The following is a 25,683-nucleotide window of genomic DNA, read 5'->3' as shown; positions in this document are numbered from 1 at the left end:
TTATATTATAAACTTTTGATTTAATAATAAAGAATGTTTACTCAAAATATAACTAAAAAATCTTTTAAAACTTTTCTCCCAAGATAAATTGTTGATATTTCTTATCTTTATTTATTAATTTGCTATAATAAATCTCAATATATTTTATGTATATAGTTAATATAAAAAGGAGTTAATATGGAGTGTGAATTTCCATCGGTTAATAGTAATATTGAAGAGATTAAAGAGATTTTTGAAAATACAAAAACAATTGCAGTAATTGGTTGTTCTCCAGACCCAAGTAAGGCAAGTAATATGGTTGCAAACTATCTAAAAAATGCTGGTTTTAAGATGGTACCTGTTTATCCTAAAGAGGATGAAATTTTAGGAGAGAAAGTATATAGAAGTTTAAAAGAGATCCCTTTTAAAGTTGACATGGTTGATATCTTTAGAAAACCTGAGGTTATAGGACAAGTAGTTGATGCAGCCATTGATCGTGGTGATGTTGATACAGTTTGGACTCAATTAGGACTTGTAAATAATGAAGCTGCAAATAAAGCACAAGAAAAGGGTATGAAGGTTGTACAAAATAAGTGTACAAAAATAGAGCATAGAGCTATTTTTGGCTAGACTCTTTTTTAGATTCTTTCTTTTTTGGTATGGTAGTGTTTGGCAATATTAGTGTTGCCACACAACCACTTTTATCATCTGTTCTATTTTTTAAACTTACAGTAGCTTCTAAAGAATCTGCTGCATTTTTAGCTAAAAACAATCCTAATCCAGCACCGCTTTCTTCTCCCATTCTTTTAAATGGAGCAAAAAGGTCAATTGACTCATCAATCCCTTCACCATCATCAGTTACAGTTATGGTTGTTGTATCAGGTTCTTTTTCCATTCTAATGGCAATAGATTTTTCATCGGGTGTAAATTTAATAGCGTTTTGAACAAAGTTTTGAATTATTTGATTTAATAAAGTTGGTTGAACATAAATTTCATGATGATTTACATTTGCAAAAAATGTAATTACAATCTTTTTCTTTGCACTTAGCATTCTGTAATCATTAGTTTTTCTTTGTAGATATTTAACTAAATCAATCTCTTCTGGCTTTTCAAATTGAGCACCTTCAGCCCGACCAATATCTAAAATTGAACTAATCATTTTGTTCATATCATTAATTTGTTCAACTGTTAATTTCATTGTTTCTTGATATTTTTCAGCTTCTCTTTTTTTCATTAGAGCAACTTCATTTTTTAGTTTCATAACAGCTAGTGGTGTTTTTAACTCATGGGCAACACCAATAAATAACTCTTTTTTAAATTTAATATTATTTTCAATTCTTGTCATTAAAGAGTTTATTGAATTTGCGAGTGGATGAAACTCAATTGGTAAATTATCTTTTTTTATTTGCGATAAAAAGTTTTCATCCATATTAGATAGTTTATTTGTAATTTGAATAATAGGTCTTAAAAGTGTTTTTGATACTGTAAATGCATATAAAACTACCATTATTAAACCTCCAAAAGAGATTAATAAAAGGTTATTAAATATTTTATTTAACATTTCAATAGAAGAATCTATATTTTTTACAATTTTTATATATTTACTTTTTGTTAAATCAAAGGGATAAAGAATTTGAATAAAATGTTTATTCCCTACTTTAAAGTATGTATATCCACTTTGTGGAACATTACGTAGTTCTACTATATCAACATTAATTCCATTACTTGTTATAAGATTAAAATTATTTGTATTTACATCTGAAGTTTTACTAACTTCTAAAATCAACTGTGCATCAGCATAAAGTGAATCTTGAATCTCATCAAAAATTGTTGATTTTGTATATCCATAAAAAATAAAAGATAGAATAATGATTAGTAGTGAAGTAGCAATTACAAGCTTTTGATGAAATTGCTTGTAAATGCTCTTTGGTTTTAAAATATTCATTTTTTAAGAAATATTATGCTTCTTCTTGAGTATCTGGGTAACAGAATCTGTAACCTCTTCTTCTAATTGTTTCAATAGTAGAGATATTTAATGGTTTATCCATTTTTTGTCTAATTTGGTTAATTGCAACTTCAATTACATTTGGAGTTACTAATTCTGGCTCTTCCCAGATAGCATCTAGTAATTGCTCTTTAGACACAATTTGATCTCTATGTCTTGCAAGGTGAGTTAATACTTCAAAAGGTTTACCTTTTAATTCAATCTCTTCACCATTGTATTCGATTTTTTCTTCATCAGGGTTAATTGATAAATCCTCGATTTCGATAATATTAGTTCCACCAAATCTTAATCTTGCTTCAATTCTTGCAAGTAAGATATCAAAATCAAATGGTTTTTTAATATAATCATCAGCTCCCGATTTTAATGCTTCAATTTCAGAATCTTTGTCATCTCTTGCAGAAAGGATAACAACTGCAGTTCTAGAGCTTCTGTTTTTTACGATTTTACATAATTCAATTCCATCACCATCTGGTAACATCCAGTCAGTTAGAACTAAATCATAATTTCTAATGTCGATAAAATATTCAGCATCTTTATAATTCTCAGCAGCATCTACTTGGTAACCAAAATCAGTTAGTCCCTCTTGTAGTGTTCTATTTAATGTGATTTCATCTTCAATAATTAATATTCTCATTTAGACATTCCTCTTATTAGTTTTTGTAAGCTTAAATTTAAGTTAAGTTTAAAATTGGTCGGCATTATAACACAAATTCAGTAAAATTTAAAGGTTTTTTAAGGTAAATTTTGAAATTCCTTAAAAAAATGTGCAAATTATCTATTATTTAGACAATATTTTTGAGAAAAGATGAAAAATTATATTAAAATTGACTTAAAATTTGAAGAAGCAAGTTTTAAAGAACTCTTAATTTTTACATACTTTGCTTGACTAAATCCAAAGTAGTTAACTTTTTATTAAAAAAAAGAAGATAGAATATTGCCTATTAAAAAAAGAAGGAAAATAATGAGTTTATTTACAAAGAAAAGATTATTAACAAGTTTAATTGCATCATTGGCAATTTCATCAATCTCTTTAAATGCAGCAGATTATGGATCTGTAAATGGTGATCAAATCACTAAAGAAGATATTGCAGTTGTGTTAAGAAACCCAAACGTAAAGTTTGATGATTTACCAAAAAAGAGTAAAGATAAGGTTTTAGAACAAGTTGTTGAAAAAAAACTATTAACACAAAATGCTGTAAAAAGTGGTGTTTCATCTGATAAAGAGTATAAAAAAGCATTAGAAAAACTAAAAGCAGATTTAGCTTTAGAAATTTGGATGCAAAAAGAGTTTAAAAAAGTTTCTGTTTCAGATAAAGATGCAAAAGATTTTTATAATAAAAATAAAGCAAAATTTAAAGTACCAGCAACACTAGAAGCTAGACATATTTTAACAAAAACTGAAAATGATGCAAAAGCTGTTATCAAAGATTTAGATAAAGCAAAAGATAAAAAAGCAAAATTTGTAGAGTTAGCAAAATCTAAATCAGTTGGTCCTTCTGGTCCAAAGGGTGGATATTTAGGTAAATTTACAGAAAACCAAATGGTTCCAGAATTTTCAAAAGCTGCAAAAGCTTTAAGTAAAGGTAAATACTCTAAAGCTCCTGTTAAAACTCAGTTTGGTTATCATGTAATCTACTTAGAAGATAAAAAACCTGCAAGTGATTTAGCTTATGATAAAGTTAAAGGAAAAATCAAACAAATGGTAGTTCAAGGTAAATTCCAAGAATATATCAAAAACAAAGTTGATGGCTTAAAAAGTAAATCAAAAATCGTTATCAAGTAATTTTAATTAAGGAGAAGAGATGGGTGTTTTAGAAGTTGTTAATGCAGGTGTATTAAGTGGTAGTGAAGCAAAAAAACTTTTCAGCTATGCAAAAGAGAATAAATTTGCTATTCCTGCAGTAAATGTAGTTGGTACTGATTCTGTAAATGCTGTTATGGAATCTGCAGCAAAAGTAAATTCACCGGTGATTATTCAGTTCTCAAATGGTGGAGCACAATTTTTTGCTGGTAAGGGATTGAAAACTGCTAACGCAGCTACAATTGGGGCAATTTCTGGGGCTATGCATGTTCATGCATTAGCAGAATCATATGGGATTCCTGTAATTTTACATACAGACCACGCTGCAAGAAAACTTCTTCCTTGGATAGATGGTTTGCTACAAGCTGGTGAAACTTTCTATGAAAAACATGGGAAACCTTTATTTACTTCACATATGCTTGATTTAAGTGAAGAGCCATTAGAAGAAAATATTGGAACATGCGTTGAGTTCTTTGAAAGAATGAACAAAATTGATATGACCATAGAGATTGAACTTGGTATCACTGGTGGGGAAGAAGATGGTGTAGATAATACAGATGTTGATAATGCACTATTATATACTCAACCAGAAGAGGTTTGTTATGCCTATGAACAATTAGGAAAAGTTGGTGAAAACTTTACTATTGCTGCTTCATTTGGTAATGTACATGGGGTTTATAAACCTGGAAATGTTGTATTAAGTCCAAAGATTTTAGATAACTCTCAAAAATATATTCAAGAAAAACATTCAACTGATATTAAGCCAGTTGATTTTGTATTCCATGGTGGATCTGGTTCTGCACTTGAAGAGATTAGAGAAGCTATTGATTATGGTGTTATCAAAATGAATATTGACACAGATACTCAATGGGCAACTTGGGATGGTGTAAGAGAATATGCAGCTAAAAATCATGATTATTTACAAGGTCAAATTGGAAACCCTGAGGGTGATGATAAACCTAATAAATCATATTATGACCCAAGAAAATGGTTAAGAGCAGGTCAAGAGTCTATAATCGCAAGACTTGAAATTGCATTTTCAGATCTTTGTGCCTTAGATAAAAATTAAGAATTTAAAAACTAAAAAAACTAATAGATTAAAAGCGTAATACTTACGCTTTTAATCCTTCTATTTTATTTATCAATTTTTTCATTTGTAATTAAAGCAAGGTTATTAAGACTATATTTTTGTAGAAGGTCTAAAATAGTTACAACTCTATCATAGGTTACATTTTTATCAATTCTAACAATAACTGCTTTTTTCTTGTCTTTTATTACTTTCAAACTCTCTTCTAAAGATATTAAATTTACTTCAACACCTCTAATCGCAATTTTCTCAGAACTTAGTTCTATAAAAACTTGGTCCTCTTTTATTTGTGTTTCTTTTGCATTTGCTTCGGGTAAATCAAGCATTAAAGCTAGTTGTTCTTTTTTAAAAACAGAAGTTACTATAAAAAATATTAATAAAATAAAAACTACATCAATAACAGGTGTTAAGTCAATTCCTAATTGTTCTCTTCTTTTCATTTAATCTATTAACTCTTTTTTAGCTTTTAATTCAATTGTATCAATCATTGAAATAAAATGATTATAGGCAATATGATGAGGAATAGCTACAATTAGACCCGCAATTGTTGTTATAAGTGCAATTGAGATTCCCCCTGAAAAAACTGTTGGATCACCTAAACCTTTTTGTGTTATCTCTTCAAAGGCTTTATATACTCCAAAGACAGTTCCTAAAAGTCCTAATAATGGTGCAACAGAAGCAATATTTTTAATATAGGTTAAGCCTGTTTCTAATTTTTTTACTTCATACTCAATCTCAATTTTTATATTGTGCTTGTTTTGTTCATTAAGTTTATTTTTTATTTTTCTAACCATTGCATTTTTTCTTGGAATTGTTAAAAATTTCCAAATAATTATAGTAAAACCAATAACATTTAAAAAGATTAAAATATAAACTATTAAACCACCTTTATCAATATATTCCATTAAATTTAAATTCATAATACCCCAATATAAAATTTTTGTTTATTTTAGTATAATAGTTTTAATGAATTATAAAAACTCTCCCATCACAAAAACAAAATTTAGAAATAGAACCATATATGTCAAAAGAGACGACCTTTTAGATGAACAATTTTCTGGAAATAAAGCTAGAAAATTTTACTATTTTTTAGAAAATGAGTTTCCAAATATTGAAAAAATAGTAAGTTTTGGTTCTGCTCAAGCTAATTCTTTATACTCATTATCAGTTTTAGCAAAACTAAAGAACATGAAACTTGATTTTTATGTTAAATCTTTGAGTTCATATTTGAAAGAAAACCCTTGTGGAAATTATAAGGCAAGTTTAGAAAATGGGGCAAACATTATTGAAAGAAATGATGAAAATATTCAAAAGTATATTGAAGAAAATTTATTAGATGAAAAGACTTTATTTATAGAAGAGGGTGGAAGAGTCCAAGAAGCCCAATATGGGATAAAAATTTTAGCTGATGAAATAAATTCTTGGGCAAAAGAAAATTGTATAAAAGAATTGAAAATCTTCTTGCCCAGTGGTACAGGAACAACGGCACTTTTTTTACAAAAAAACTTATCTTTTGAAGTTTTAACTGTACCTTGTGTTGGAGGGGAAGAGTATTTAAAAAGTCAGTTTTTTCATTTGGAAAAAAATGAAAAGCACCATCCAAATATAATAAAGCTTGAAAAAAAGTACCATTTTGGAAAACTTTACAAGGAGTTTTTTGAAATGTACAAAGAAGTTCTTAGCGATACAAATATTGAATTTGACTTATTGTATGATCCTTTAGGTTTTATCTCAATGTTTTCTTCTAAATACTTTAATGATGATATAACAATTTTATATATTCATCAAGGTGGAGTTTTAGGGAACAAGACTATGATAGATAGATATTTAAGAAAATATGAAAATAAAATTGACTTAAAAAATTGATTTAGATAATATTATGTATAGTTATTATTAAGGTAAAATTTTGAATATAATAAGATTAATAATCTTTTCTTTTCTTCTTGCCACAGAACTTTTCTCCTCACAAAACTTAGAAAAAGTAACTTTACAATTAAATTGGAAATATCAATTTGAATTTGCAGGTTTTATTGCTGCAAAAGAAAAAGGTTTTTATGAAGATTTGGGTTTAGATGTTCAAATAAATGAATTTGTTGGAGACATTAACGTAATAGATGAAGTTAAAAATGATAGAGCTACCTTTGGACTATACGATACTTCATATTTAAATCTTTACGATGTGAAAAAACCAATTGTATTGGCTGCTAACTATTTAAAGAAATCTGCTCTAGTCTTTGTAACAAAACAAGATATTATTGTTCCTGAAGACCTAAAGGGTAAAAAAGTAATGTATTTAAAAAATGAATTAATAGATTCATTACTTGGAGAACTATTAAAAAAACATAAAATAAAAGTAAGTGATTTTATTTCTGTTGACCATGATTTTACGGGAGAAAAATTTATAAATGGTGAGGTTGATGCTTTTTCTGCTTTTGTTTCAAATGAACTTTATCATGTAAAAAAATCACAAATGCCATACAGAATTATTGATCCCCAGAACTATGGGATTATTGGTGGTGGTTTAAATCTATTTACTTCTTATAGTAATGCAAGAAAAAATCCAATAATGGTACAAAAGTTTTTAGATGCAAGTAAGAAAGGGTGGAATTACGCCTTTGAAAATAAAGAAGAAATAGTTGATATAATCTATGAAAAATATTCAAAAATGAAGTCTAAGGATGCTTTATTATTTGAAGCAAATGAGACTGAAAAATTAATGATGACAGGTATTTACAAGATAGGTGAGGTTATTGAAAATGTTGTTAATCAAGATATCTTAAGGTCAGATGTTGATATCTCCCTTGACAAACTTCTTTTTAGTAAAATCTTTACATATGATAATATAAATTTTTCAAAAAAAGAAAAAGAATATATAAAAAAGAAAAAAGTGATTAAAGTATGTATTGATCCAGACTGGATGCCCTATGAAATGTTTAATGAAGATGGCAAACACATTGGTATGACAGCAGATTTTATTAAATTGATTTCTGAAAAAACAAATCTTAAGATAAATACAATTCCTACAAAATCATGGTCTGAATCTTTATTGTTTGCTAAAGAAAGAAAATGCGATATCCTTTCCCTTGCCCAAAAGACACCTTCAAGAACAAAATATATGAAATTTACCAGTTCATATATTAATTTTCCTGTTGTAATTGCAACTACAACTGAAAAATTCTTTTTACCAAATCCTGAAGAGATTATAGAAGAAGAAAAGGTTGGTGTTGTAAAGGGATATTCTATGGGAGAATATTTAAAAAACAAATACCCAAATAATAAAATTGTTGATGTTGATAGTATAAAGCATGGACTTGAAAAAGTTCAATCTGGAGAGCTATATGGATTTGTTGATTCTTTACCAACAATTGCATATGTACTCAAACATGAATTTATTGATAGTTTGAAAATTACTGGTAAATTTGATAGAAAATTTGATTTAGGAATTGCTGTTAGAAATGATGATGAACTTTTATATCAAATAATTCAAAAAGCTTTAGATAGTATTCCCTATACAACTAAGCAGGAGATTTTTAATAGGTATATTTCTGTAAAGGTTGAAGAATCCGATAATTATAAATATTTATATGAGGCTTTAGGAATATTCTTTATTGTTATAATAATTGCCTATTTTAGAAACAGAAAATTAAAAAAATACAATTATATATTAAGTAAAACCCAAAAAAGACTAGAAACCTCTTTAGAAAGTTTTGAAAAACTTTTAGACTCAGTAAATGAAGGAGTCTTTGTGTTTGACGAGAGTGGAAAATGTTTACAATCAAATAAAATTGCAGTTGAACTTTTTGGCTTTGAAAATAAAGATCAACTAATTGGCCTAGATATAAAAGATTTAGTTAGTGCCAAATCATATGATTTAGTACTTGAAAATATAAAAAATGATCAAGAAGAAGCTTATGAGATTGTAGCACAAAAAAGAAATGCTCAAGAGTTTCACGTTCTTGTAAAAGGGAAAGATGCTATTTTAGATTCAAAAAAAGTGAGAATCTCCTCTGTTCTTGATTTATCAGAGCTAAAACAAAAAGACAAACTTTTATCTCAGCAATCAAAAATGGCAGCTATGGGTGAGATGATTGAAAATATAGCCCATCAATGGAGACAACCTTTAAGTCTAGTTTCTAGTATATCAACTGGAATTATTGTAAAAAAAGAGCTAGGCGTATCGGAGATTGATGATGAAAAGAAAGACTTGGAAAAAATCAATGATACCGCACAACACTTATCTCAAACTATTGAAGATTTTAGAAACTTTTTTAAATCAGATAAGGAGAAAAAAGAGTTTTCAATTTTAAAATCAATAGAAAAAAATCTTATGTTGATTGAGGGGATATTAAAAAGTAATAATATTCAAATTATTCTTGGGCAAAAAGATGATTGTAAAATTAAAAGTTATGAAAACGAATTTACACAAGCTTTATTAAATATTTTTTATAATGCAAGGGATGTTTTAATAGAAAAAAGTCTAGAAGAAAAATTGATTTTTATAAATGTAAAATCAGAAAAAGAAAATATTATTGTATCTGTATTAGATAACGGTGGAGGGATAGAAAATAGTATTATAGAAAAAATATTTGACCCATATTTTACAACTAAACACCAAGCTCAAGGTACGGGGATAGGTCTTTATATGACACATCAAATTATTGAAAAACATATGGGTGGAAAAATTATTGTAGTAAATGAAAATTTTGAATATAATAATATAAAATATAAAGGTGCAAAATTTAGTATTTATTTACCTACAAAAATGGAGTAAAAATGTATTCAGTGTTAGTTATTGAAGATGATGAAATAACACTTGAGATAATTGTAAAATGTATAAATGAAGATTTTACAGTATACAAAGCAAATAGTGCAGAAAGTGGATATCAAAAATATTTAGACAAAAAGCCTGATATAATAATTTGTGATTTAAGCCTTCCTTTGATGGACGGCATTGAGTTATTAAAAAAAATTAGAATTCAGGATAAAAATGTAAGGATGATTATATCTTCATCTAAAAGTGATATTCAAACATTTTTAGATGCTTCTGAATTGGGATTAAGTAAGTATTTAATTAAACCAATTTCAAAAGAAAAGATATTTTTATCTTTAAATGAAGCATGTGAACAATTAAAAAATTACCGTATTGTAAATCTACAAAAAATAGAAATAGCAAATAATATCATTTGGGACAAAGATAAATTTGAATTGATTCAAGATGGTAAAATCATTGAACTTTCCCCTAAAGAAAAAATGATGTTAGATTTTCTTTTAAAAAAAGTAAATACAACACGAACATATGAAGAGATTTTAGCAAATGTTTGGAAATATGAAAGTGTAGATAAAACTAGTTTAAAAACAACTGCTACAAATATTAGAAAAAAAATTCCAAGTTTAGAACTTAAAAATGTTTATGGAATAGGCTACTGTATTAACACTTCAAAATAAATTCTAAAAAAAAGTATCATTTACCACTCCATTACTTTTTTATTATATTATTGCTTTATGGAGCAAGAATATAATGAAAATAAAAAATAAAAATATACAAATTTTTCTAGTTTTTATACTTTTTTCACTAAGTTTAGGACTTGTAAATCTATTATTAGAATCTACATATACTGTTAAAGATACAAAAAAAACTATTTTAAAAAGTGCAAAAGATACAATGATAGAAAAAGAAATAATAGTTAATGATTTCTTGAATCATGCCAAAAAAAATATTTTAGCTATTAGAAACTCTTATACATTCAAACAATTTTTAAGTCAAAAAGATAATGATGAACAATTAAAAGATCTATTTAAAAGCTTTGTTTTAGCAAATAAAGACTACATGCAATTAAGGTTTATAGGTAAAGATGGGAAAGAAACTATAAGAATTGATAGAAACAATAAAGAACATGAGAATATAAAATTTATAAAGAGTCTACAAAAGAAAGCTGATAGATATTATTTTACAGAATCTATTGAGAAAAAAGATTCTGAAGTGTGGTTTTCTACTTTGGATTTAAATGTAGAAGACGGAAAAATACAAATCCCATATGTTCCAACTATTAGAACAATCTTGCCTATTAATATTAATGGAAACTTTGAGGGTATATTAATCATCAATCATCATTTAAATTCTTTAATTAATGAAATAACAAAGTCATCAATATTTGAAACTATCTTAGCTGATGAGAATGGTTTCTTCTTATATCATTATGATAAAGATAAAAGTTGGAGTAAATATAAAAAAGAGAAATTTACACTTGAATCTGAGTTTCCCAAAAGTTATTTAAAAATTATTAACAACTTAGATTTTTTAAATGATGACATTGCAGTAAGAAATCTTCAAGTAGATCTTTTTTCTAATATATATTTAATCTATCAAATAAAAGAGGATTATCTAAAGAGTCAAAAAGAAGAAAAAATGAATTTAAAAATATTTGAATTCTTATTATTCATATTATTATCTATTCTTTTCTCTTCCTTGATTATAAAAATTTTTGGAAATATCTTTGATGATTTTGATGAACAAAAATTATTAAATCAAAGACTTGAACTTGCATCAAATGTAGCAAAAATTGGTTTTTGGGATTATGAAGCTGAATCTAAAATGGTTTTTTTAAGTAAAAATTTAAAAGAGCTATTTGGAAAATTAAAGTACGAAAAAATGTTAATGGAAGATTTTTTATTTTTAATTTTAGAAGAGAAAGAAAAATTTGTAAAAGAAAGATTTTACAACTCGATTAAAGAGAAAAAAGAGTTTTCATTAAAACATAAAATAGTTGTAAATTCAGAAGAAAGATTCTTTGAAATTGTAGGTAAACATTTTTATGATAGAAGTGGTGAACACTACAAAACAATTGGTAGTGTAATTGACATAACTGAAAGATATATTGCAGAAAAATTAAATGAAAAAATAACAAAACAAGCAAAAGAGTTTAAAAAGCTTTTTGATAGATTTGATGAAAATGTAATTGCTTCTGCAACTGATACACGAGGAGTTATAAATTATACTAGCAAAGCTTTTTGTGAAATAAGTGGCTTTAGTAAAGAAGAGTTATTAGGCTCACCCCAAAATATTGTAAGACATCCAGATACGCCACCTGAAGTATTTGAAGAGCTTTGGCAAACAATAAAAAGTGGTAAAGTTTGGCAAGGAGAGCTACAGAATAAAGCTAAAAATGGCGGAATTTATTGGGTTCATGCCTATATTTATCCAGAGTTTGATGAAGATAATAAAATCATAGGTTACAGTGCGATTAGACAAGATATCACTGCAAAAAAACAAGTTGATTTTTTAAGTAAAAAAACAAATGAATCAATTGAGTTCTCAAGATTTATACAACACTCGCTTCTTCCTCAAAAAGAAGCTATTAGAGCTTGTGTAAAAGATAAATTTATTATCTGGGAACCAAAAGATGTAATTGGTGGTGATATTTATAATCTTTCAAAACCTTTAAGTAAAGATGAATGTTTGATTATGGTGATTGATTGTACAGGACATGGTGTTCCAGGTGCATTTGTTACTATGCTTGTAAAGGCTATTGAAAAACAATATTTGGAGATATTAAAAAATAAAAAAGAACAAGAAGTAAATCTTTCTGATATTTTAAATTTTTACAACAAAATGATGAAAACAATTCTTAATCAAGATAACAAAGCATTAGCTTCTAATGTTGGTTTTGATGGAGGAATTTTATATTTTAATAGAGATAAAAAAATAATTAGGTTTGCAGGAGCCTCAAATAATATGCTCTTTTATGACAAAGAAAAAATAAATTTAATAAAAGGAGATAGAGTTTCAATAGGGTTTAAAAATTCAAAAGATGACTTCAATTATAAAGTACATGAAGTAAAAGTTGAAGAGGGTATGAAGTTTTATTTATATAGTGATGGATTTATAGATCAAATAGGTGGTGATAAAGGTTTTCCATTCGGAAGAAGAAGGTTAGTAAGTATTTTAGGAGATAACATTAATAAATCAATGTCTGAACAAAAAGAGATTTTGCTTGATGAGTTAAAAGCTTATCAAAAAGATTATGAGAGAGTTGATGATATTACTGTTATAGGATTTGAAATTTAAAAGGAGCGGGAATGGAAGTACTAAATTATGATCATTTTATTGATGATAATGAGATTGTTTTTATGACATATGTTGGGTTTATTACCCAAACTTTATTAACAGGTATGGTTGAATCTTTGGAACATGAAAAAGAGTTTTCAGATATACCAAGTAATTGTGCACATAATATATTTACTGTTTTTATAGAGATGACACAAAATATTATTAAGTATGCAAAAAGTGAGGTAAAAAAAGAATCTTCATATAAATCAAATGGATTAATTGTAGTTGGCAAATACGCAAGTAAAAACTATTTTGTTCATTCTCAAAATGTGGTTTTAGGAGGAGATATTGAAACCATATCAACAAGAATTGATGAGATAAATAAACTAAATTCTGATGAAATTAGAAAAAAATACAGAGAATTAAGAAGAGATGGAAAACATTTACATGATAAAGGTGCAGGAATAGGTTTTTATGAAATAGCAAAAAGAGCAGTTAATATTGAATATAAATTTATAAAGTTAAATGATGATAAATATTATTTTTATTTAACTGTTGAGATAAAGGAATAAAAAATGGATAATTTAATAATTGATGCAACAAAATATACTCCTGAAATAGATTTTGATTCAACTTCAAGGGTATTAACAATTAAGGGTAATTCTTATCCAGAAAATACAGCTGAGTTTTATGAACCAATCTTAAATTGGATTAATTGGTATTTGAAAATTAATAGATATGAAAATGTAACAATCAATCTTGAGATAGTATATTTTAACTCAAGTAGTTCAAAAGTATTTTTTGAAATTTTTGATTTAATTGATGAATTAAACAATAAAAATAGCATAAAAATAAATTGGGTATATGAAGAGGGTAATGATAGTATTTTCGAAATTGGAGAGGATTATAAATTAGATTTTGAAAAATTAGATTTTAATATAGTTAAGAAGGCTTTATGAAAAGATTAAAAGCAGATCAAGTTATTGAAAATGGTAACAAAACATTAGATGAATTGTTGCTAATTTATGATAATGGAATAGCTTATGATAAGTATTATGAGCTATTAGATCACTATATAAAATTGTACCAAAGAACGCAATCGATTCTAAAAATGTCCGATGATGTTGGAAAAATGATTTTTGACAAAAAAGAGGATTTGTCTGAAAATCTTGAGTATACAATAAAAACAGCAACGGAAAAATTGGTTTTCAATGTTGAGGAACATAAAAAGTCAAAAAAAGCAATAGGTCATTATAGAGAAAAGATATCTGAATATCAAAATGTTATTGGTGAATATGTCATTGAGAATAGTAAATTAAAAAAACAAGTTGATGGCTATAAAAAAAGATATGGTGAATTTAATCATACTTTCCATGAAGAAGTTCCTCAATTGGAAACTTCTTATGATGAAGTAGTATGTTTAAATCCTGAAGCTTATACTAATATGACTATTGAAGAAATTATTGAACAAAAAGCACAAGAGATTGATAGATTGATAATTATGAACTTAAAACTAAAAGATTTTGATTCTATAGTTACATCAATCAAACATTCTGTTGCTTTGAATAGTTTCTTGAAGAGTCTATACAAGTTTATAAAAGTTTGTTTTGATGACGATGTGTTAGTTTACCACCATAAAGAAAACAGTTTCTTTGTCTTAACTGACATAAAACAAAGTAAAAAATTAAATGATTGTAGCTTAAAGCTAAACTCAAAAAGAGTACTTTTTAACAATCATATTGTATTTGAGATAACTTCAACTACATATTCAAAAAATGACAAAATTGAAGAGTCATTGAAAAAGTTAAAGGATGAAAAATGAATAATTTATTAATAAAAGAGACAAAATATACTCCTTATATAAATTTAGATTTTGAAAAAAACTTAATAATGATAAAAGGTAAATCTTATCCAGAAAATACTTATGATTTTTATAAACCAATGTTAGATTGGATAGAAGAATTTATCGAACAAAAAAGCTCTACTGAAATTGTTATTGACATAGATATTATATATTTTAATTCAAGTAGTTCAAAACTATTTTTTGATTTTTTTGACATTATAGAAGAGGCGCAAGCTGATGATTTTAAAATAAAAATCAATTGGTATTATGATGAAGATAATGAGGGTGCATTAGAAGATGGAGAAGATTTTAAAGAAGATTTTGAAGATCTTGACTTTATATTAATTAAGAAATAAAAGGGAAAGAAAATGAATATGCCAGTAGAAAATAAATTGATTTTAGAAATAGAAGAATTAAAAGAAAAGTTTAATAAAACTACGGATAAATTGATTAAAGATATTAATCGTCAAGAAAGAATTATGCTTAGAAGTGATAAACGACAAAGACTAGAATATGATGCACTTCAAGATAAATTAAAAGAGGTAAAGATTTTAAGTAAAGAGATAGAAGAAACACAAAAAGAAGTTGTTTTTACTATGGGTGCTATTGTGGAAAGTAGAAGTAAAGAAACAGGGAATCATGTAAAAAGAGTAGCTGAATACTCAAAACTTTTTGCTTTAAAAATGGGCTTAGATATAAAAGAAGCGGAAATCTTAAAGCAAGCTAGTCCCATGCATGATATAGGAAAAATTGCAATTCCTGATTCTATATTAAATAAACCAGGTGTTTTAACACAAGATGAACGTGAGATTATGAAAACCCATGCAAAAATAGGTTATGAGATGTTAAGTCATTCTAAAAGACCATTAATTAAATGTGCTTCTATAGTCTCTTATGAACATCATGAAAAATGGGATGGTTCTGGATATCCTAGAGAACTAAAAGGTGAAGAGATTCATATTTATGGAAGAATCACAGCAATTGCAGACGTTTTTGATGCTTTAGGAAGTGAAAGGTGTTATAAAAAAGCTTGGAGTGATGATAAAGTGTTTTCATTTCTTAAAGAGCAAAGAGGTAAACATTTTGATCCAAAATTAGTAGATATCTTCTTTGATAATTTAAATGAATTCTTAAAAATCAGAGATGAATTAAAAGATGAGTTTTAGAAAATAAAATCCTAACTCGTCTTTTAAATCCCTCCACTTTATCCCCACTATTTTTTAATACACTTATAAAGTAATTTATTCTGTTGATTTAGGTCATTTATACTTTTACTTTAATTTAGATATAATCTTACGATTTAATCATTTACAGGAAATTTCATTGGAAAGAAAAAACAATATAATATTAATTGGATTTATGGGCGTTGGAAAGGGAACAACTGCTAGAGCATTAGTAAAAGCATCTGAGTATTTTGCTATCGATACTGATGATTTAATTGAGAGTATCGAAAAAAGAACCATAAAAAAGATTTTTAAAAAAGAGGGTGAACCCTATTTTAGAAATCTTGAAAAAAAATGTGCTTTATGGCTTGAAAAAAATGTTGATAACACAATTATCTCAACAGGTGGAGGTTTCTTTAGACAAGAAAATATTCATGAAATTGGAACTGTAATCTATCTTGAATCAAGTTTTGAAGGTATTTTAAGAAGAATTAATAAAGCACCAAATGCAAAAGCAAAACTTAGGAAAAGGCCACTTTTAAAAGATTTAAAAGAGGGTAAGAAACTTTATGAACAAAGAGTAGAAGATTATAAAAAAGTTGCCGATTTAATTGTAAATGTAGAAGATAAAGATATTGAAGATATCGTAAAAGATATATTAGGAAAGATATAATGAAGATTATTAATACAAATGATTCAAACTTTAAAAGTGAATTTGAAAATATTTTAAGTAGAGCAAAAACAGATATTAAACATGTTTCTGCAATTGTTACAGATATAATTGATGAGATTATTGATGAGGGAAACAAAGCAGTTAAAGCTCATATTGAAAAATTTGATAAATGGGAAGTTAAATCTGATGAGGATCTAATGATTTCTCAAGAAGATATGAAAAAAGCATATGAAAATATTAATGATGATTTAAAAAAAGCTTTACATATTGCATACGATAGAATTAAAACTTACCATGAAAAACAGCTACCAAAATCATGGATTGATTTTGAAAAAAATGGGACAATTTTAGGACAAAAAGTATCTGCAGTTGATAAAGCTGGATTATATATTCCAGGTGGTAAAGCAGCATATCCTAGTTCACTTTTAATGAATGCCATTCCAGCAATTGTTGCAGGAGTTGAAGAGATTGTGGTTTGTACCCCAACTCCAAATGATGAAATAAATGAATTAGTTCTTGCAGCATGTTACATCTGTAATGTAAGTAAGGCATTTAAAGTTGGAGGAGCAAGTGCTATTGCTGCTATGGCTTATGGAACTGAAACTATTCCAAAAGTTGATGTAATAACTGGACCTGGAAATATTTTTGTAGCAACTGCTAAAAAGCTAGTATTTGGTGAAGTAAACATTGATATGATTGCAGGACCTTCTGAAATTGGTATTTTAAGTGATGAAACTGCTAAGCCAAAATATTTAGCAATTGACCTTTTATCTCAAGCTGAACATGATGAAATGGCAAGTTCAATTATGATTACAACTTCAAGTGAAATTGCATCAAAAACTTCTGATGAGGTTGAAGCATATTTACAAACTTTAAGTAGAGAAGAGATAGCTAGAAAATCTATTGAAGAAAGAGGTTCTATTATTGTTGCAAACAATATGGATGAAGCAATTGAACTTATGAATGAAATTGCTCCAGAACACTTAGAAGTTATGACAACAAATGCCTTCGAACTATTACCAAAAATAAAACATGCAGGTGCGATTTTCTTAGGTGAAAATACACCTGAACCAATTGGTGACTATATAGCAGGACCAAATCACACCCTTCCAACTGGAAGTACTGCTAAATTTTATAGCCCATTAAATGTTGAAAACTTCATGAAGAAAAGTTCAATTATTAATTTCTCTAAACAAGCAATTGATGAACTAGGTGAAGCTTGTGCTATTTTAGCAGAAACAGAGGGACTTACTGCCCACGCTGAATCAGTTAGAGTTAGATTAAGAGAAGGCAAATAGTTTATGTCAAAAGATTGGTTTTTAGAAGATGAAGATGATATCTTCATAGGTAGTCCTAAATCAAAATATTTTGATGTTGCAAGAACTGCAAATAGTGAAATAGTAGAAGAGGAGTTTGATAAACTTCTTGAAAAAGTTGCAGTAATGGAGCTTCTTTTATCAAAAGATAAAGATTTAGATTTTGATATTAATGATGTAATAAAACAGTATGTTATACAAAACCTTGATGAAGTTGAGCAAATGAAAAAAGGTCTTTATGTAGAACTTACTGGAGATATAATTTGTAGATTAGATTCATAGAGGTTTTTGTGGAAGAATTAGTAAAAGTTAAAGAGCAAATAAAAAAATTTGTAATTGAGTGTAATGATGAAAAAAGTTTAGAACTTTTAGATTTACTTGCAACGGGAAAGATGTTAAGAAGTAAATTAATACTTAAAATTGCAGGTATTAACGATGAAACAATAAAACTTTGTGCAATTGTGGAGATGATTCATGCAGCATCTTTATTACACGATGATGTTATTGATGAAGCAGATACAAGAAGAGGGAAACCTTCTATAAATGCTCTTTTTGATAATAAAACTTCAATTATGTTTGGAGATATTCTTTATTCAAAAGCTTTTACGGAATTATCTCAAATGAATAGAGAAGTTGCCTATAGTGTCTCAAATGCAGTAACTTTATTAAGTGTTGGAGAGATGTTAGATGTAAATTTAACTGAAAACTTTAATACTTCATATGAAAAATATATTGATATGATTTATAAAAAAACTGCCTCATTAATTGAAGCTAGTGCTAAATCTGCAGCAATATTAGCAAATTTAGATAAAGAAAAATATGCCCTATATGGAAAAAATCTTGGTCTTGCTTTTCAAATGGTTGATGATATTTTAGATATTACTCAAGACAGTGATACCCTAGGAAAACCTGCTATGTTGGATTTTGTTGAAGGAAAAGTTACAATCCCTTATCTTTTATTACACGAAAGGATTGAGGATAAACAAAAATTAGAGTCTTTATATAAAAAAGAGTTAAGTTCTGAAGAGTCATTATGGTTAAAAGAGCAAATGATTAGTACAAAAGCTTTAGAAGATTCAATTAACCAAGCAAAAGAACTTGGACTTGAAGCAATAGAAGCAGTTAAAGCTGAAGAAAATGAATCACTAGTTCAAATTATGAGTGCAATGATAAATAGACAATTTTAATAAAAATAATTAGATATGCGAAGAGAGAGTTACAAACGATGAGTTATTTAAGTATTAGTTTTTCACACAAAAATACAGATATTCAAACGAGGGAAAAATTAGCATTTCCAAATGAAGAAAATAAAGAGAGATTCTTAAGACAAATCTTAGAAGATCAGCATTTAAAAGAAGCAATTTTATTATCGACTTGTAATAGAGTTGAAATAATTTCAAGGGCTTCAAATCCCACAAAAGCAGCCAAGAATATTATAGATAAGTTATCAAAATATTCAGCTTTAGAGTTTGATGATTTATATGAAAGAGCAGATATCTCTACAAACGATAGTGCAATTCACCATATATTTTCAGTTGCATCAGCCCTTGATTCACTGGTAATTGGTGAAACTCAAATTGTAGGTCAGTTAAAAGATGCTTATAGATTCTCTTTATCAAAAGAGTTCTGCGACCAAGAATTAAGTAGAGCCTTACACTACTCTTTTAAATGTGCAGCAGCAGTTAGAACTGCTACATCTTTAGGAACTGGTTCTGTTTCAGTTGCTTCAACTGCCGTTGCAAAAGCTAAAGAGATTATAAAAGATACAGCTGGTGTTAAAGCTCTTGTAATTGGAGCAGGGGAGATGAGTGAATTAACTATTAAACATCTTCTTTCATCTGGTTTTGATGTTGTTTTAACATCAAGAGATAGAAAAAAAGCACAAATCTTAGCTGATACCTTTGAAGATTTTATTCAAATTGTGGATTATGTAAATCTACCTGAACTATTGAGTGAAATTCCAGTAATGATTACAGCAACTTCAGCTCCATATCCAATTATTACACAAGATATTACCAAAAATTGTTCTTTTGAAAGATTTTGGTTTGATATTGCTGTACCAAGAGATATAGAAGAAATTGAATCTCCCAATCTAATGATTTATTCTGTTGATGATTTACAAGAAATAGTAAATGAAAATATGAGTTTACGAGCAGAACAAGCAAAAACTGCATACCAGATTGTAAATAAAATGTCTTTAGAATTTTTTGATTGGCTAAAGTCACTGGAAGTTGACCCTGTTATAAAAAACATGTACACAAGAGGTGATGATATAATTGACAAAAAAATCAGAAATGCCTTGAAAAAAGGTTTTATAGATAAAGAAAATGAAGAAAATATTAAAAAACTTTGCCAAACAATTTTAACTGAATATCTTCATCAACCACAAAAAAAGATAAAAAGTATTTCAAAAGATAGTCAATGTGACATAGTTGTAAGTACAGTTCAATCTGTATTTGGAATGGATTCAGATACAAGCTTTTTATCTCATAACTGCAATAAAATAAATGAATAGGATTTAAATATATGAAATTTTCAAAAATGTTTATACCAACGACAAAAGAGACTCCTAATGATGCAACATTACCATCTCACCAGTTTTTAGTAAGAGGTGGATTTATATCTCAAACAGGTGCTGGTATTTATGATTATATGCCTTTAGGAAAAATTGTTCTTGACAAAATTAGAGCTATTGTAAAAGAAGAGATGGATAAATCTGGAGCAAATGAAGTACAATTTGGATTTGTAACTCCGCTTTCACTTTGGGAAGAATCAGGCAGATCTACAACAATGGGAAATGAGCTTTTAAGATTTAAAGATAGAAAAAATGGTGATTATGTTTTATCTCCTACAAACGAAGAAGCTGTGGTTAATATGGTAAAAAATAGAATCACATCATATAAAGATTTACCAATTAATCTTTATCAAATCTATACAAAGTTTAGAGATGAGGCAAGACCAAGATTTGGTCTTATGAGAGGTAGAGAATTTCTTATGAAAGATGCTTACTCTTTCCATGAGTCAAAAGAAGATTTAGTAAGAGAATTTAATCTAATGGAAGAAACATATAAAAATGTTTACAATAGATTAGGGCTTGAATATAGAGTAGTTGAAGCTGATAGTGGTGCAATTGGTGGAAGTGGTTCTAAAGAGTTTCATGTTTTAGCAAATTCTGGTGAAGATACAATTGTAGTATGTGATTCATGTGATTATGGAGCAAATATTGAAGCAGCAACTAGAAAAGCTAATAAAAAAGAGAAATTAGAAACAATTGTTCAAGAAAAAATTGAAACTCCAAATTGTAAAACAATAGAAGAGGTAAGCAACTTTTTAAATGCTGATGCTTATTATTCAATGAAAGCCGTTATAAAAAAAGCAATTTTTGAAGAGAATAGTGAAATTGTAGTTTTCTTTGTAAGGGGAACTGACGAGCTTGAAGAAACAAAAGCTTGTAATGCAGTTAATGCATTAGAATTAGAAGATGCAAGTGAGGAAGAGGTTTCTAATGCTGGACTTTGTGCTGGATATTGTGGAATTGTAAATTTACCTGAAAACATAAAAGTATTTGTTGATAATGAGTTAAAAGAAGATAATAATTTAGTTTGTGGTGCAAATGAAGAAAACTACCATTTTAAAGGTGTTGATTTAACATCAATGGAAAATATTGTATATAAAGATTTAGTTGCAGTACAAGAAGGCGATTTATGCTCTTGTTGTGGTGGTAAACTTTCTTATACAAAAGGGATTGAAGCTGGACATATCTTCCAATTGGGAACTAAATATTCTGAATCTATGGATGCAAAATTTTTAGACTCAAATGGTAAGGCACAACCTTTTGAAATGGGATGTTATGGAATTGGAGTTAGTAGATTAGTTGCAGCTGTTATTGAACAAAACCATGATGAAAAAGGGTGTATCTGGACAAATGCAACTGCTCCATATTTGGTTGATGTTATTGTTTCAAATGCTAAAAAAGAGGATGAACTTGAAGCTGGAATGAAAATCTATGAAGGCTTAAAAGATGCAGGAATTGATGTTATTATAGATGATAGAAAAAAAGAAAGATTTGGTTTTAAAATGGGAGACTTTGAACTTCTTGGATTTCCATATGCAGTAGTAATTGGAAAGAAATTAAAAGAGGGTATTGTTGAAATTGTTGATAGAAGAACATTAGAAAAAGAAGATGTTTCTATTGATGAAGTTATTGTAAAAATAGAAGAAAAACTTAAATAAATTGTTATAGTTTTTTGCTATAATCCATAACTTAAGAGTAGCTCGCTACTCTCTTTAGAGTTTGCTTCTTTAAAAATGGCTCTACCATTTTGTTAAAAGAGGTTTTAAAGTAAAGGTCCCTAAAAAATTAGGGATTAATTTTTTAGGAGTGTACATGAATAGTGTTGAAACTGTTTCAGATATGATTGGCGTTTATGCTTTAAATATTGCAATTGCAATTGTAATATTTGTAATTGGTAAATGGGTAGCAAGAAAAGTTGCTGATGTATCTTATAAATTGATGATGAAAAATAGTAAGATTGATGAGACTCTTGCTAAATTCTTAGATGATATTATCTACTATATTTTAATAGTAGTGGTTGCTTTAACTGCATTAAAACAATTGGGAGTTGATACTACATCATTCTTTGCAATTTTAGGTGCAGCTGGTTTAGCTATCGGTTTAGCTTTAAAAGATTCTTTAGGTAACTTTGCATCAGGTGTGATGATTATTATATTTAGACCTTTTAAAGTTGGTGATTTTATCAATGCAGGTGGAGTTAGTGGTTCAGTTGAAGAAATTTCAATTTTCAATACAATTTTAAAAACACCAGATAATCAAACTTTAATTGTTCCAAATGGAGCAATTACAGGTGGAACTATTACAAATGTAAATGCAAAACCTGAAAGAAGAGTAGATTTAGTTGTTGGTATTGGTTATGATGACGATATTAAAAAAGCTAAAGAAGTTTTAACATCTATTTTAAGTACAGATGATAGAATTCTTCAAGAAAAAGGTTTAACTGTTGCAGTATCTGAATTAGCAGATTCTTCAGTGAATTTTGTTGTTAGAGCTTGGGTTAATACTCCTGATTATTGGGCAGTAAAATTTGATCTAACAGAAAATATTAAATTAACATTTGATAAAGAGGGAATCTCAATTCCTTATCCTCAACAAGATGTACACCACCACAACAACGATTAATCTACCCGTTGTTTTAGAAAATATTTTAAATGACCTACTTAAAATTGGAGTTACTCCAATTTTAGTAGGTGGTTGTATAAGAGACTACTTTTTTAAAATTCCAAATAAAGATTATGATATTGAATTGTTTGGATTAAACTGCTTAGATACTATAGAAAAAACGCTACAAAAATTTGGAGATGTTAAACTTGTAGGGAAATCATTTGGTGTTTTACTTTTAAAAACCAAAGATTATGAGTTTGATTTTGCACTACCTAGAACTGAAAAGAAAATTGGTAATTCACATACTGATTTTGAGATTATTAGCGATGGGAGTTTAACTTTTACAAGAGCAGCACTAAGAAGAGATTTTACTATAAATGCAATTGGATATGACTACAAATCAAAAAAGTTTTTAGACCCCTTTAATGGTTTAGAAGATATAAAAACTAAAACACTAAAACATATTGATGATAAAACATTTGTAGAAGATAGTTTAAGGGTTTATAGAGCTGTTCAGTTTGTTTCAAGATTTAATTTAAAAATTGATAATAAAACTAAAAAGTTGTGTAAACAAATAGTTGATAATGATGAATGTAAATATCTTCCAAAAGAAAGAGTTTACGAAGAGTTTAAAAAACTATTTTTAAAATCACCTAAACCATCAATTGGCTTTGAAGTTTTAAAAGAGTTTGGTTTATTAAAGTATTTCCCTGAATTACAAAGTTTAGTAGGGTGTATACAAGATAAAGAGTATCATCCTGAAGGTGATGTTTGGGTTCATACATTAATGACAATTGATGAGTTGTCAAAAATTATAAAAAAGCAGAATATAAAAGATGAATATAGAAAAATATACCTTTTTTATGGGATACTTTGTCATGATTTAGGAAAACCATTTTGTACTATAGAGATAAATGGAAGAATAACTTCCCACAAGCATGAATCTTTAGGCATAGAACCTACAATATCTTTTTTATCACGATTAACTGATGAAAAAAAGTTTATTGAAAAGGTTATTCCCTTAGTAAAAAACCATCTTGCCCCTTTTCAACTTTATAAAACAGAGTCAAGTTTAAAAGCAGTAAAAAGATTATCTTTAAAATGTAATATTGAAGATTTATGTTTGATTTGTCTTGCCGATTGTAAAGGAAGAACAATTCCAGATAAAGATAAATGTGATAAAGCAGTTACTTGGGTTTTAGAAAAAGCTTGTGAATTAAATATTTCAAAAACTCCTTTAAAACCATTTGTTCAAGGAAGAGATTTAATATCCCTTGGAATGAAGCCATCAAAAGAGTTTGCAGAGATTTTGGAATTTGCCCTTAATCTTCAAATTGATGAATATTTACAAAAAGAGCAAATCTTAGAAAAAATAAAAGAAAACTATATTAAGGCTTAACAATATAGTTTTCACTTCCATTAACTTGGTGAAATATAGTGATATCATATTTTTTTGCATAATATTTAAGTAAAAGTTTTTGTAATATTGGCTCGATTGATGGAGTAAACCAAGCATTGTTTGAAATTGCAATCATATATTTTGTATTCCCAAGATTTTGAAAAATTTTATCACTTGTTGCCTCATAACATATTGCATTTCTAAATTTTTCACCTTTTATTACAAAATCTGTTGGGTTTTCAGCTTTTTTATAATCTTGCGCACCATCATAAAAAATCTCATTTATTATGTCAACCAAAAATTGTGGAAAAGGAATCTCTTCTCCAAAAGGAACTAAAACATATTTTTTTGCAATTTCTACTTTTCCTTTTGAAAAAAAGTATGTGGCATTATAAAAATTATCCTCTTCATAAAATAAACTGCCTACAATAATATCAATATTGAGAGACTTTTCTACTAATTTTTCCATTAGAAAATCATCATGATTTAACAATATTGGGAAAACTGTTTCGGGTAAAATTATCAATTCATTTTTTTCTTTTATGGAACTTTCTATAATCTTAAGATTTTGTTCAACAATATTTGATAGGTTATGTTTTAACCATTTTTTATCTTGCGAAACTTGATATTTTGGCATATCAATTTTAATATCTGGAAGGTTCGTTTTAGAGTTATTATTTGAGTTTAAAATTACAAATATTAAAGGAAAAGCTACTAGAAACTTGTATCTTTTTAATTTATTAAACATTACTAAAGAGGCAAGTATTACAGCAAAATATTCTTTTTGAATAGTAAAATAAGTATCAATAAAAACAAGCTCTGGAACAAACCAATTAAAGCCTAAAGGGTGAATAAATGAAAGACAAAATATAAATATTGCCCGAAGGAAAATATTATCAATAAAATTTATTAGGTAAAAAATAAGAGCAAAACCGAGCCCAAAAAGAATTACAACAAGGGGTGCAAGGAAAGTAAGCTCATAGTATTGTAAAGAGATACTTACCCAATAAAACCAGAAAACACCTATGAAAAAACCAATATAAAATGCTACTTGTCTAGAAGAAGTAAGGATAAAATATAGGGAAACAATAGCAAAAATAGAGTTTATTGTTTTATTATAAATTTCAAAGTGAGCAAGATATATAAAAGCACTAAAGCCTAGAGCTATTATCAAGCCCTTTATTATATTAG

At 27.6% G+C, this 25,683-nt stretch carries 25 protein-coding genes; 20 read left to right on the top strand and 5 right to left on the bottom strand.

Annotated elements, in window-relative coordinates:
• The first annotated feature begins 177 nt into the window (after positions 1-177).
• Positions 178-609 carry a CoA-binding protein gene (locus AC2TY9_RS00485; RefSeq protein ID WP_489778717.1) on the top strand — a complete coding sequence of 144 codons (432 nt, stop codon included), beginning with the start codon at positions 178-180 and terminating at the stop codon, positions 607-609.
• On the opposite strand, the gene AC2TY9_RS00480 is transcribed toward AC2TY9_RS00485, so the two are convergent.
• Together AC2TY9_RS00480 and hsrA are read right to left on the bottom strand one after the other, a co-directional pair.
• Positions 596-1,924, bottom strand: coding sequence for an ATP-binding protein (locus tag AC2TY9_RS00480; RefSeq protein ID WP_489778715.1), 1,329 nt, complete (start codon positions 1,922-1,924; stop codon positions 596-598). The genes AC2TY9_RS00485 and AC2TY9_RS00480 overlap by 14 nt on opposite strands.
• 13 nt (positions 1,925-1,937) lie before the next feature.
• Positions 1,938-2,618, bottom strand: coding sequence for a homeostatic response regulator transcription factor HsrA (gene hsrA / locus AC2TY9_RS00475; protein WP_138151530.1), 681 nt, complete (start codon positions 2,616-2,618; stop codon positions 1,938-1,940).
• A gap of 327 nt (positions 2,619-2,945) precedes the next feature.
• Between hsrA and AC2TY9_RS00470 the strand changes: the two genes are divergently transcribed.
• The gene (locus tag AC2TY9_RS00470) at positions 2,946-3,767 is read left to right on the top strand and encodes a peptidylprolyl isomerase (protein ID WP_489778713.1); all 822 of its coding nucleotides are present in this window, start codon (positions 2,946-2,948) and stop codon (positions 3,765-3,767) included.
• Between the two features lie 19 nt (positions 3,768-3,786).
• Positions 3,787-4,854, top strand: coding sequence for a class II fructose-bisphosphate aldolase (fbaA, locus tag AC2TY9_RS00465; RefSeq protein WP_489778711.1), 1,068 nt, complete (start codon positions 3,787-3,789; stop codon positions 4,852-4,854).
• A gap of 65 nt (positions 4,855-4,919) precedes the next feature.
• On the opposite strand, the gene AC2TY9_RS00460 is transcribed toward fbaA, so the two are convergent.
• On the bottom strand, positions 4,920-5,312 hold the full coding sequence (locus tag AC2TY9_RS00460; RefSeq protein WP_489778710.1) for an ExbD/TolR family protein: 393 nt from the start codon (positions 5,310-5,312) through the stop codon (positions 4,920-4,922).
• A complete protein-coding gene (locus AC2TY9_RS00455) occupies positions 5,313-5,792 on the bottom strand; it encodes a MotA/TolQ/ExbB proton channel family protein (RefSeq protein WP_489778708.1) in 480 nt (159 codons plus the stop codon).
• 46 nt (positions 5,793-5,838) lie between these two features.
• Here AC2TY9_RS00455 and AC2TY9_RS00450 point away from each other — a divergent pair, with 46 nt between their 5' ends.
• From AC2TY9_RS00450 to AC2TY9_RS00370, 17 genes are all read left to right on the top strand, one after another.
• Positions 5,839-6,738 (top strand): 1-aminocyclopropane-1-carboxylate deaminase/D-cysteine desulfhydrase, encoded by a 900-nt coding sequence (locus tag AC2TY9_RS00450; protein ID WP_489778706.1) that lies wholly within the window; start codon positions 5,839-5,841, stop codon positions 6,736-6,738.
• Positions 6,739-6,778: 40 nt separating this feature from the next.
• Positions 6,779-9,643: an ABC transporter substrate-binding protein gene (locus AC2TY9_RS00445; protein WP_489778705.1), complete on the top strand. Its 2,865-nt coding sequence runs from the start codon at positions 6,779-6,781 to the stop codon at positions 9,641-9,643.
• A gap of 2 nt (positions 9,644-9,645) precedes the next feature.
• Complete coding sequence (locus tag AC2TY9_RS00440; protein ID WP_489778704.1) at positions 9,646-10,317, top strand: response regulator transcription factor; 672 nt, start codon at positions 9,646-9,648, stop codon at positions 10,315-10,317.
• A 73-nt stretch (positions 10,318-10,390) separates the two neighbouring features.
• Positions 10,391-12,937 (top strand): PAS domain S-box protein, encoded by a 2,547-nt coding sequence (locus AC2TY9_RS00435; protein WP_489778702.1) that lies wholly within the window; start codon positions 10,391-10,393, stop codon positions 12,935-12,937.
• 11 nt (positions 12,938-12,948) lie between these two features.
• Positions 12,949-13,491: a SiaB family protein kinase gene (locus tag AC2TY9_RS00430; protein ID WP_489778700.1), complete on the top strand. Its 543-nt coding sequence runs from the start codon at positions 12,949-12,951 to the stop codon at positions 13,489-13,491.
• A gap of 3 nt (positions 13,492-13,494) precedes the next feature.
• Positions 13,495-13,878 (top strand): DUF1987 domain-containing protein, encoded by a 384-nt coding sequence (locus AC2TY9_RS00425; RefSeq protein ID WP_489778699.1) that lies wholly within the window; start codon positions 13,495-13,497, stop codon positions 13,876-13,878.
• A complete protein-coding gene (locus AC2TY9_RS00420) occupies positions 13,875-14,741 on the top strand; it encodes a hypothetical protein (protein WP_489778697.1) in 867 nt (288 codons plus the stop codon). Before AC2TY9_RS00425 ends, AC2TY9_RS00420 begins: the two co-directional genes overlap by 4 nt.
• Positions 14,738-15,118: a DUF1987 domain-containing protein gene (locus tag AC2TY9_RS00415; protein WP_489778696.1), complete on the top strand. Its 381-nt coding sequence runs from the start codon at positions 14,738-14,740 to the stop codon at positions 15,116-15,118. Before AC2TY9_RS00420 ends, AC2TY9_RS00415 begins: the two co-directional genes overlap by 4 nt.
• 12 nt (positions 15,119-15,130) lie before the next feature.
• Entirely contained in the window at positions 15,131-15,928 is a 798-nt protein-coding gene (locus AC2TY9_RS00410) for an HD-GYP domain-containing protein (RefSeq protein ID WP_489778695.1), read from the top strand.
• Positions 15,929-16,085: 157 nt separating this feature from the next.
• Positions 16,086-16,598: a shikimate kinase gene (locus AC2TY9_RS00405; protein WP_489778694.1), complete on the top strand. Its 513-nt coding sequence runs from the start codon at positions 16,086-16,088 to the stop codon at positions 16,596-16,598.
• Positions 16,598-17,896, top strand: a complete 1,299-nt coding sequence (gene hisD / locus AC2TY9_RS00400; RefSeq protein WP_489778693.1) for a histidinol dehydrogenase — start codon at positions 16,598-16,600, stop codon at positions 17,894-17,896. Before AC2TY9_RS00405 ends, hisD begins: the two co-directional genes overlap by 1 nt.
• 3 nt (positions 17,897-17,899) lie before the next feature.
• The gene (locus AC2TY9_RS00395) at positions 17,900-18,196 is read left to right on the top strand and encodes a DUF2018 family protein (RefSeq protein ID WP_489778691.1); all 297 of its coding nucleotides are present in this window, start codon (positions 17,900-17,902) and stop codon (positions 18,194-18,196) included.
• Between the two features lie 8 nt (positions 18,197-18,204).
• On the top strand, positions 18,205-19,101 hold the full coding sequence (locus AC2TY9_RS00390) for a polyprenyl synthetase family protein (RefSeq protein ID WP_489778690.1): 897 nt from the start codon (positions 18,205-18,207) through the stop codon (positions 19,099-19,101).
• Between the two features lie 38 nt (positions 19,102-19,139).
• Complete coding sequence (gene hemA / locus AC2TY9_RS00385; RefSeq protein ID WP_489778688.1) at positions 19,140-20,429, top strand: glutamyl-tRNA reductase; 1,290 nt, start codon at positions 19,140-19,142, stop codon at positions 20,427-20,429.
• An 11-nt stretch (positions 20,430-20,440) separates the two neighbouring features.
• A complete protein-coding gene (locus AC2TY9_RS00380) occupies positions 20,441-22,147 on the top strand; it encodes a proline--tRNA ligase (protein WP_489778686.1) in 1,707 nt (568 codons plus the stop codon).
• Between the two features lie 154 nt (positions 22,148-22,301).
• On the top strand, positions 22,302-23,111 hold the full coding sequence (locus tag AC2TY9_RS00375; RefSeq protein WP_489778685.1) for a mechanosensitive ion channel family protein: 810 nt from the start codon (positions 22,302-22,304) through the stop codon (positions 23,109-23,111).
• A complete protein-coding gene (locus AC2TY9_RS00370; protein WP_489778683.1) occupies positions 23,086-24,492 on the top strand; it encodes a CCA tRNA nucleotidyltransferase in 1,407 nt (468 codons plus the stop codon). The genes AC2TY9_RS00375 and AC2TY9_RS00370 overlap by 26 nt, the downstream gene beginning before the upstream one ends.
• Here AC2TY9_RS00370 and AC2TY9_RS00365 read toward each other — a convergent pair.
• The gene (locus AC2TY9_RS00365; protein ID WP_489778682.1) at positions 24,482-25,666 is read right to left on the bottom strand and encodes an apolipoprotein N-acyltransferase; all 1,185 of its coding nucleotides are present in this window, start codon (positions 25,664-25,666) and stop codon (positions 24,482-24,484) included. The two genes, AC2TY9_RS00370 and AC2TY9_RS00365, sit on opposite strands and share 11 nt — an antisense overlap.
• Positions 25,667-25,683: the final 17 nt, after the last annotated feature.

Source organism: Arcobacter sp. ISO1, assembly GCF_058105185.1.
This window is presented reverse-complemented; position numbering and strand designations above follow the sequence as displayed.